Origin of the sequence: Microcoleus sp. F10-B2, assembly GCF_036704965.1 — a bacterium.
In the GTDB taxonomy this organism is placed as follows: Bacteria; Cyanobacteriota; Cyanobacteriia; order Cyanobacteriales; family Microcoleaceae; genus Microcoleus.
Map to the genome: position 1 here is coordinate 117,807 of NZ_JAUBTB010000008.1, position 8,542 is coordinate 126,348.

Here is an 8,542-nt window from a genome sequence, read left to right on the forward strand (position 1 = left end):
GGCGAACGAGTAGATTGAGAGGGAACAGGACAAGTGGCACAATCGGGCCGAGGTTCATCGCACTTGAATTACCTGATTGTCACAGAAATCCGAATGTGGTTGCCAGGATGGGCTGATGTGGCAAGGCGGACAAGTAGCACGATCGTCCTCTCAATCGACAGTAAAACCAGAAAGGTCAAAGCCAAGCTGGGCTTTTTCTTGCCTCGCACAAAAGATTAATCGCCCTGCGATAATCAGCTTTGAGATATCAAATACTACAAATCACACCTTGTCTGAATTGCCCTTAACTCCCGTGCCCGTACCCCCAGAACCCGATCGCCCAAACCTCCCTCACTGGCTACACTCGTTAAATACCTGTCCGAGTACCAACAGTTGGGCGATCGCCCGCGCAGCCCAACTCCACCACGGAGATGTAGTATTTACTAGGCGACAAACCAGCGGGCGCGGCCAACACGGGCGCACTTGGCACGCCCCAACTGGTGTCTTAACTGTTAGTTTTATACTCGACAACCTCAACCCCAATCTGTTGCCGGGACTCAGTTTAGCAGCCGGTTTAGCCGTGATTTACGCGATCGAAGATTTGGTTCCCGACTGTCGCGATATGCTGCGCCTGAAATGGCCAAACGATGTCTGGATCGATCGCCACAAATTAGCCGGAATTCTCTGCGAAGCTACTTCCGGCAATGCTTTGGGCAAAACTCGCGCCGTTGTGGGAATTGGACTCAACCGCTGCGTAGATTTCGCGGCTGCGGGATTGGATGAAACGGCTCTCGGCAATGCGGTAAGTTTGCATTCTATTGCTAGTACAGTACCAGATGAACTGTGTTTGGTCGATCGACTGCGGCACTATTTACTCGAAGTAGCGGATATGTTTTCTACCACAGACAAGCCAGCCTCCAAGTCCGGTTTAGCGCTACTTTTGCCGGAATTGCGCCGCCGCGATGCCTTGATTGGCAGCCCGGTGGCGATCGAACTTTCCTCGGAAACTATCTGCGGAGAAGCCGCCGGCATTGACGGAAGCGGTCGCTTGCTAATATGCTTGGCGGGCGATCGAATACAAGCCTTTACCTCCGGGCGAGTTCGATTAATTTAAGAGTCAGTTGTCAGTGGGCAGTTGTCAGTTGTCATCACTCAACGCCGTCAACAGTCAACAGTCAACAGTCAACAATTCCCAATTCCCAATTCCCAATTCCCAATTTTAATTTATCACCTCAAATACTACCAATCTGCTCAGCCACAGCGGTTGATTGGCCTCCACACCTTCGGGACGACCCTTAGTAGAAGCAACTTCTATTCTGTTGCCATTTATCCCTTGTCTAACCAAAATATTTTTCACATTTGTCGCCCTTTCCAGTGCCAACTTTTGATTTTCTACCGGATTGCTTTTAAAATCGCTGTAGCCAACAATCCTTAAATTATTAGTGCGATTTTTCTCCATATATTCCTTGACTTTGCTAAGCTTTTGTGATACATCTTTCGCCTGCAAACTTGCCGAACCTGCACCGAAATACACGCGAACTGGCATTATTATCTTTGGCGGCGGTGGAGTTCCTATTATCACTGTATTTGTTACAGACTTCACCCCCGGAATTTTCTCAAAAGCTTGAGTTATTTTCTGAGCATCGGGCACTTTGCTCACGCTGCCTGCAACGGCGACTTTTCCCTCTGTATAGCGAGCTGAGATATTAATGCTTTCTACTTTATTCAAAAGAGCTGCCGTCCGCTTGACATCGGCTTCGACTAAAGCTGGATCGGGAGGTACTTCAACCGCTATAATTTTATTTTCAATTCTTGATTGTGGAGCCGCTTGCTGAGCAATTTTTTCCGCTTTCAATCGCAGATTTTGATTCGGCACTCGTCCCGAAATCTCCAATACTTTATCTTTAACATCAGCCGCGAGGCGATAAACTGATAACTCCGGCGCAGATTGTAATGCTAAATTTGTATCTGCTTCTAAGCTGGCTGCAACTGAGCTGCGGTATTGATGAATTCCCCAAGGTACGCCAATTAAACCTAACGCTGCCAAACCGATCATGGGTAAAATTGGAATTTTAGGAGATTTAACTTTTACCTCTGTATCAATTAATTTTTGCAAGCTCGAGTTGATTTCTGGCGGCACCGTGGCTGGATCGCCATTAAATGACTCTATTTGACTCCCGTATTCTTCAACAATATTTTTGAAAATCGCTCGCATTTTGTACTTAAACCACTGGCGGGTTTCTCCTTGCATAACTACTGCCAGATAACACGAACCCGCTACTTCCAGTACGATCGTAGATGTGCCGTATTCTATAGCATCAATCTCTGCAATATTTCCCGACTGAGAGATGCAATCGTTGACAAAAGCGCGAATAGCAGTCAGCATCCCCGCTACCATATCGGATTCTAGGTGTTCGCGTTCAGACTGCTGCACTGCTGAAATTACTAAGCCCGATTGTGCTTGAATTAAAAAGACAGCTTTAACACTCAGTGGTGTTGTTTCTTTTATCAGCATTTCTGCTTCCGAAATTCCCTGCAATTTGGCTTTAATTTTGCGACTAATTCTCTCGGTACTTAAAGATGATTCGAGTTTTTCATTAATCTCCCGCATCATCTCGGCGATGTATTTTAAAATCGTGCTGCCGACGATCGGATAAAGTGCATCCGACATTGCTTCTCGCTTAAGATTAATTTGCTGTTTGATAGCAGAGGCCATTTCCGGCGCGATCGCCATTGCAATTTCATCGGGCGATTCACTGACTCTCTGGCTGATTCCCACAGGAATAGCCGGGGATATGGCTACTCCCATTGATTGCCTGTTTTCTCGGGTTTTGGTATTAATTACTTCATCAATTATCGGAGATATTGTTTCGGTAAACGATTTTTTTGACTCATTAATTGTTTGAAGCATGATTTCGGGAAAGATGACTTTAATTCTGGCCACTAATTCTTCCCGATCGCCTCCCCATTCAGCATCAGTAATTTTGCGCTCGAGTTCCCCTACTTTATCGTTGAGCCTGTAATTATAACTTACAACTTCATCTAACAATGGTAAAATAGATTCGATGACCGACTTTTGCAGTTGGGCGTGATGGCTAACCATCAGCTCGTCAATCAAAGGTTTGAGTAAATCGGTAAACAAGTCTGTCGATTCATAAATCCGGTGTTCGATCGCCACAATCTTTTGCTCGATAGTCTCGAGTCTTCGATCGATCCTTTTATTCTGAACGATCGCATCGACAGCGGGGGCGATCGCAGATTCTATCTCTAGCTTTGCTTCCCCGATGTTTCGAGACAGCATTTCTACAATCACTGGCATTATTCTTGCCATCAACCCTTCTATCTCTGCTAAAACTTGCTGCTGAACTTCGACAATCTTAGTTTCATTATTTAATATTTGTGCTGCAATACCGCTGTTTTGAATAGCCGTGTTGACACCGGGCGCGATCGCCTCTCTCACCTCTAACTTTGTCTCCTCGATTTTCCGGTTCAGCGACTCAATCATTAACGGCATCAATCTTGCCATTATTTCTTCCGGTTGAGACTTTTGCTGTCGCTGAAGATTATTTAGTCTACTTTCTACGTCGCTCAATTTTCCTTGAACTTCTCTTTGAAGAATTGCTGATTCTATCAAGGGTTGGATCGTCGCCGCTACCTGTAATTTTGATTCATCTATTTTCCGGTTCAGCAAATCAGTTATTTCTGGCATTAGCACCGCCATTATCTCTTCAGGCTTCTGAGTTGGCGACTGTTGCGTCGCCAGTCGCCGTTCGACGATGCTCAATACTTTTTCTTCTATTTCTACCCAAGCTATTCTTACCTGTACTGAGGGGGCGACAGCTTCTACAACCTCTAACTTTAATTCACTAATTTTTCGGTTCAGCAAATCGCTAACTACTGGTACTAGCTGCTTGATTAAATCTTCCGGTTGCTGCTGGTAACGCTGCTGAATATTCGCAACTCTATCTTCAATTCTTACTACCTGTTCTTCAAGTCCGTTTTGATTGTGAATTACTTGATTGACTCTCGGTGCGATCGCCGAAGCTACCTCTAACTTAGACTCCTCTACCTTACGCTTGAGCAACTCGCCCACTACCGGCATCAACCGTTGCATTAAATGTTCTGCATTCGGCAGTGGCGCCTGGTTGAAGTTAGCAATTTGATTTTCCAAATCCGCTAATTTTGTCTGCAATTCGAGCCGATTCATTTTATCATTGCTAGCGAGTTCTATCGCCTTTTTAAATTCCGACTTCAACCCCTCTAATTCATCTCTCACTAACTCAGGAATTAACGGTCTCAGTAAAGTCATTAATTCTTGGGGTTCAGACATCAACTTCTCAAAATTTTCTAACCTTTGTTCCACGCTCAAAACATTACTGTAAAATTCCGGTAAATCCCTTTCAAATAGCAGTTGCTGCAACCGCTTAAACTCCTCTACTGCTTGTTCTAATTCTTCCTCCGACGGCCAATTTTTTTTTGCGACCTTCCCGGCTATAGATAAATCTGGTTCCTCATTATTGTTTTCTCTTCTTTGAGGTGGGATCTCTTCCTCGTTAGTTAATACTTCCGGTACAATACTCGGTGATTCGATCAGGAAAGACAATTGTTTGCGCCGATTTTCCTCATTCTCTAATCGCTGAACCGACTTTTCAGAAAGCGGTAATTTCAGCTCGCTTGGTTCTTTGTTGGCTTTTTTCAATAATTGGAATTCAGTCAGTATGGTTAGCAATTCCTGAAGTTGTTCTCCAGCTTTAGAACTTGGCATAGTTGCATCAGAAACATCTTTTTCTGACTGATATATTTTGTTTGAATTATCATTAGATGCTGCCATACTGCGCTACCTAAACGTGATTTTTTAGCTATCAAATAAAAATACTAGCTTGCTTGCCGCCTCACCCCAGCGAAAATCAACAGGAATGACACAATTTTTCCAAGCGTCAGGCGTACTAAAGCTATCGCCTTATTTTAACTGCTCTTCTGCGACTGGCCAACTGAGCCGCCAACTGCAATGCTGCCTTCATGCTGGAGGCATCCGCAAGCCCTTGACCTACAATATCAAAAGCTGTGCCGTGATCCGGAGATGTGCGGACAAAGGGCAAACCAATTGTAGTGTTGACTGCTTTATCGAAAGCCATCAATTTTACTGGAATCAACCCCTGGTCGTGGTACATTGCCAAGTAACCGTCGTGAGCTTCCTTGGCTAAACCGTACCAAACTTTAGCCGGTTTTACCCACAGGGTATCGGGGGGGACTGGCCCGTCTAACTGCACTTGAGGAAAGCGATCGCGCTGCGTTTCCAACCAAGGTATCATCCAGTCTTGCTCTTCATTTCCCAGTTTGCCATTTTCGCCGCTGTGAGGATTTAAGCCAGAAATCGCAATTTTCGGTCTTTCCAGCCCAAAATCTTCCCGCAAACAGTCTATCAGTAATTCTAGTTTTTCACTCAGCAATTCTGGACTCAAAGCATCGGGGACTTGACGGAGGGAAATATGTGTGGTAGCAAGTAATGTTACCAGCGTCCAGCCGCTGTGGGGAGATGTGGCGGCAAACAGCATTCCGAACCGCTGCGATTTCGCCCTTTCTGCGAGGAGTTCTGTTTGTCCGGGATAATTGTAACCGGCCGCCTGCCAGCAAGTTTTGGAAATCGGGCCGGTCACGATGGCGGAGAATTCGCCGGCGAGGGTACGGGCGATCGCACTTTCCATGTAAGCAAAGCTAGCAGCCCCGCTAGCTGCACTACCGACACCGGGGACTATTTCGCCCCAATTGCTGTCTGGTTCAATATCAATAATATTTAATGTTTCGGGATTTGCCGCTTCTGCTGCTGGATTGCTCGATCGCAACCGATCGTAAGTTTGCTGCAAAACTCTCCTAGAACCTATAACCGTTACCCTCCAAGCAGCAGCGGGATCTGCCAATGCCTTGAGAATCACTTCCGGGCCAATTCCCGCCGGATCTCCCAGAGTTACAGCTAGTTTTGATTCCCGATCGAGACTCAAGGCAGTTTTCTCCAACAAAATACAGGAATTTCGGCACTGAAATTTTAGCATTCATGTACCTGCTTGCCCCAAATTATATTATCTTTATTTAATGCGATCGCCCAATTGGACATATCAAACCATGAATCCTGAAATTTTCAATGCAGCCTTTTTGTCCTTTTCCCTAATTTTCGTGGGTATAGGTGGAGGCTTCCTCCTGCTCAAATTGCAAGGCGGCGAAGAATAAGTTTTTTTAACCAATCCTTCAGAAGCCTTATACCTTCTGCCTTCTAGAGTCTACTTGCTGCCGAAAGCAAGCCTTCTGGCGAATATCTCAAGCCTAAAATGAGAAAATATCAGGTTTTTGTTAAGTTTTTTATAAAAACTTAACAAAAACCTGATACCATCTTATAGAAAGTTTAAGATTCATAATTAATCCCTAGATGACTTTATTGATTTTAGGTGCCACCGGCACTCTCGGCCGCCAAATAGCCCGCCGCGCCCTAGACGAGGGCTACCAGGTGCGCTGTTTAGTCAGAAGTTACAGAAAAGCTGCATTTTTGAAAGAATGGGGCGCTGAACTCGTACCGGGTAACCTTTGCCAGCCAGACAGTCTGCCTCCGGCCCTAGAAGGCGTCAGTGCTATTATCGATGCAGCAACAGCCAGTGCCGGCGATTCTGTCAGCATCAAAAGAGTAGACTGGGACGGAAAAGTATCGCTGATCCAAGCAGCAGCAGCAGCAGGCATCAAGCGTTACATATTCTTTTCCTTTCTCGACGCTGAGAAATATCCCCAAGTCCCCTTGTTGGAAATCAAGCGCTGTACCGAACTGTTCTTAGCAGAATCCGGTCTAGACTACACAATCTTGAGACCTTGCGGCTTTTTGCAAGGACTGCTGAGCCTGTATGCAATGCCGATTTTGGACAATCAGGCAGTCTGGCTGCCCAACAAGCCCTCCGCCCTTGCTTACATGAACACTCAGGACGTTGCTAAATTTGCCGTCCGGGCCCTTTCCGTTCCTGAAACCGAGAAAAAAAGCTTTCCGGTGGTGGGAAATCGCGCTTGGGATGCTGACGAAATCGTGCGGTTGTGCGAACGGCTGTCAGGGAAGGAAGCCAAAATTACGCGCACCCCAGATGTCTTGTTGAAGGCTACTCGTAAATTAGCTACCTTCTTTCAGTGGAGTTGGAACGTAGCTGACAGATTGGCTTTTTCAGAAGTTTTGGCAGCCGGAAAACCCTTGAAAGCTCCGATGGATGACGTTTACAGTGTCTTCGGAATCGACCCCAAAGAAACTACTACTTTGGAGTCTTATCTCGAAGAATACTTTAATCTGATTATGAAGAAGCTCAAGGAAATAGAGTACGAGCAGCTTAAAACTAAAAAACGGAGTAAACAAAAGATGCCCTTTACATTTTAAAGTGCCGAAAGCTGGGATTATATACAACGACGTTAAACCTGTGGCTTGTCGCATCGCCGCAGAGTTGGAAGACAAGCTGACTGCCCGCGGCTGGGAGGTTTGCTCGGTTTCTGGTTCGGGAGGAATTCTGGGCTATTCTAGCCCAGATCGCCCGATGTGCCACAATCCGATCGAACAACTCGTCCCCCCCGGTTTTGACAGCGACATGGAGTTTGCAGTGGTTTTGGGCGGCGACGGTACGGTGCTGTCGGCATTTCGCCAAGTCGCTCCGATTGGAGTGCCGCTGCTGACTGTCAATACCGGTCACATGGGCTTTTTAACAGAAACTTACCTGAACTTGCTGCCGCAAGCTTTGGAAAAGGTAATCGCCGGAGAATACGAAATCGAAGAAAGATCGATGCTGGCCGTGCGGCTGTTTCGAGAAAACGACTGCCTCTGGGAAGCCCTTTGTCTCAATGAAATGGTGCTGCACCGGGAACCGCTGACTTGTATGTGTCATTTTGAAGTGGCTATAGGTCAGCACGCCTCTATTGACATTGCCGCAGATGGAGTCATCATCGCGACTCCCACAGGATCGACAGCTTACGCCCTTTCTGCCGGCGGTTCTGTCATCATTCCCGGAGTGCCAGTGCTGCAGTTGCTGCCTATTTGCCCGCATTCAATGGCTTCGCGGGCTTTGGTGTTTTCCAACACTGAGCCGGTCAAGATTTTGCCGGCGAGTCCGAACCGCCTGGTAATGGTGGTAGACGGTAACGGCGGATGTTATGTTCTGCCGGAAGATTGGGTGCAAGTCGAGCGAGCTCAATACCCAGCCCGGTTTATTCGGGTGCAATCTTTTGAGTTTTTCCACATTTTGCGGGAAAAATTGGGCTGGGGCTTGCCTCACATTGCTAAACCGAGTTCGGTTGAGTTGCCTTGATAGTTGTTGTTGACACTCCCCGACTATCACGGTACGGGGATTGTTGGCTCAACCAGTTGGCTTGCTCGTAGATATCATATCAAGTCGTAGCTGTAGGAGATGGCAATTCCCGTTCCCGTTTTTCACCGATTGAAGGGATTTTGATTTCTCGATATGTTGATAAATCCTGGGTAGTGCCCTGAAGGAAAGGATCAGAGTACGTTATGATTAGAGAAGTGTTTGCCATAGCGTGATATGACATTAGA

General features: G+C 46.5%; 7 protein-coding genes. 5 read left to right on the plus strand and 2 right to left on the minus strand.

Translation table 11 applies throughout. From position 1 onward, the window contains the following. The first annotated feature begins 33 nt into the window (after positions 1-33). A complete protein-coding gene (locus tag QUA99_RS05395; RefSeq protein ID WP_333234897.1) occupies positions 34-219 on the plus strand; it encodes a hypothetical protein in 186 nt (61 codons plus the stop codon). A gap of 49 nt (positions 220-268) precedes the next feature. Next, positions 269-1,093, plus strand: coding sequence for a biotin--[acetyl-CoA-carboxylase] ligase (locus QUA99_RS05400; protein ID WP_333234896.1), 825 nt, complete (start codon positions 269-271; stop codon positions 1,091-1,093). A gap of 105 nt (positions 1,094-1,198) precedes the next feature. Here the strand turns inward: QUA99_RS05400 and QUA99_RS05405 are convergent, their stop codons facing one another. Together QUA99_RS05405 and pdxA are read right to left on the minus strand one after the other, a co-directional pair. Then, a complete protein-coding gene (locus tag QUA99_RS05405; protein ID WP_333234895.1) occupies positions 1,199-4,810 on the minus strand; it encodes an OmpA family protein in 3,612 nt (1,203 codons plus the stop codon). 121 nt (positions 4,811-4,931) lie between these two features. Then, entirely contained in the window at positions 4,932-6,029 is a 1,098-nt protein-coding gene (gene pdxA / locus QUA99_RS05410; protein WP_333234894.1) for a 4-hydroxythreonine-4-phosphate dehydrogenase PdxA, read from the minus strand. Positions 6,030-6,099: 70 nt separating this feature from the next. Here pdxA and petM point away from each other — a divergent pair, with 70 nt between their 5' ends. From petM to QUA99_RS05425, 3 genes are all read left to right on the plus strand, one after another. Then, positions 6,100-6,204 (plus strand): cytochrome b6-f complex subunit PetM, encoded by a 105-nt coding sequence (gene petM, locus QUA99_RS05415; RefSeq protein ID WP_172189541.1) that lies wholly within the window; start codon positions 6,100-6,102, stop codon positions 6,202-6,204. A gap of 196 nt (positions 6,205-6,400) precedes the next feature. Continuing rightward, complete coding sequence (locus QUA99_RS05420; RefSeq protein WP_333234893.1) at positions 6,401-7,378, plus strand: SDR family oxidoreductase; 978 nt, start codon at positions 6,401-6,403, stop codon at positions 7,376-7,378. Position 7,379: 1 nt separating this feature from the next. Continuing rightward, complete coding sequence (locus QUA99_RS05425) at positions 7,380-8,297, plus strand: NAD(+) kinase (RefSeq protein ID WP_333234892.1); 918 nt, start codon at positions 7,380-7,382, stop codon at positions 8,295-8,297. Positions 8,298-8,542: the final 245 nt, after the last annotated feature.

Bases quoted from the DNA above. Each gene is read 5' to 3' on its own strand.
- QUA99_RS05405 (WP_333234895.1), bottom strand. From the start codon at position 4,810: ATGGCAGCATCTAATGATAATTCAAACAAAATATATCAGTCAGAAAAA.
- pdxA (WP_333234894.1), bottom strand. From the start codon at position 6,029: ATGCTAAAATTTCAGTGCCGAAATTCCTGTATTTTGTTGGAGAAAACT.
- petM (WP_172189541.1), top strand. From the start codon at position 6,100: ATGAATCCTGAAATTTTCAATGCAGCCTTTTTGTCCTTTTCCCTAATT.
- QUA99_RS05420 (WP_333234893.1), top strand. From the start codon at position 6,401: ATGACTTTATTGATTTTAGGTGCCACCGGCACTCTCGGCCGCCAAATA.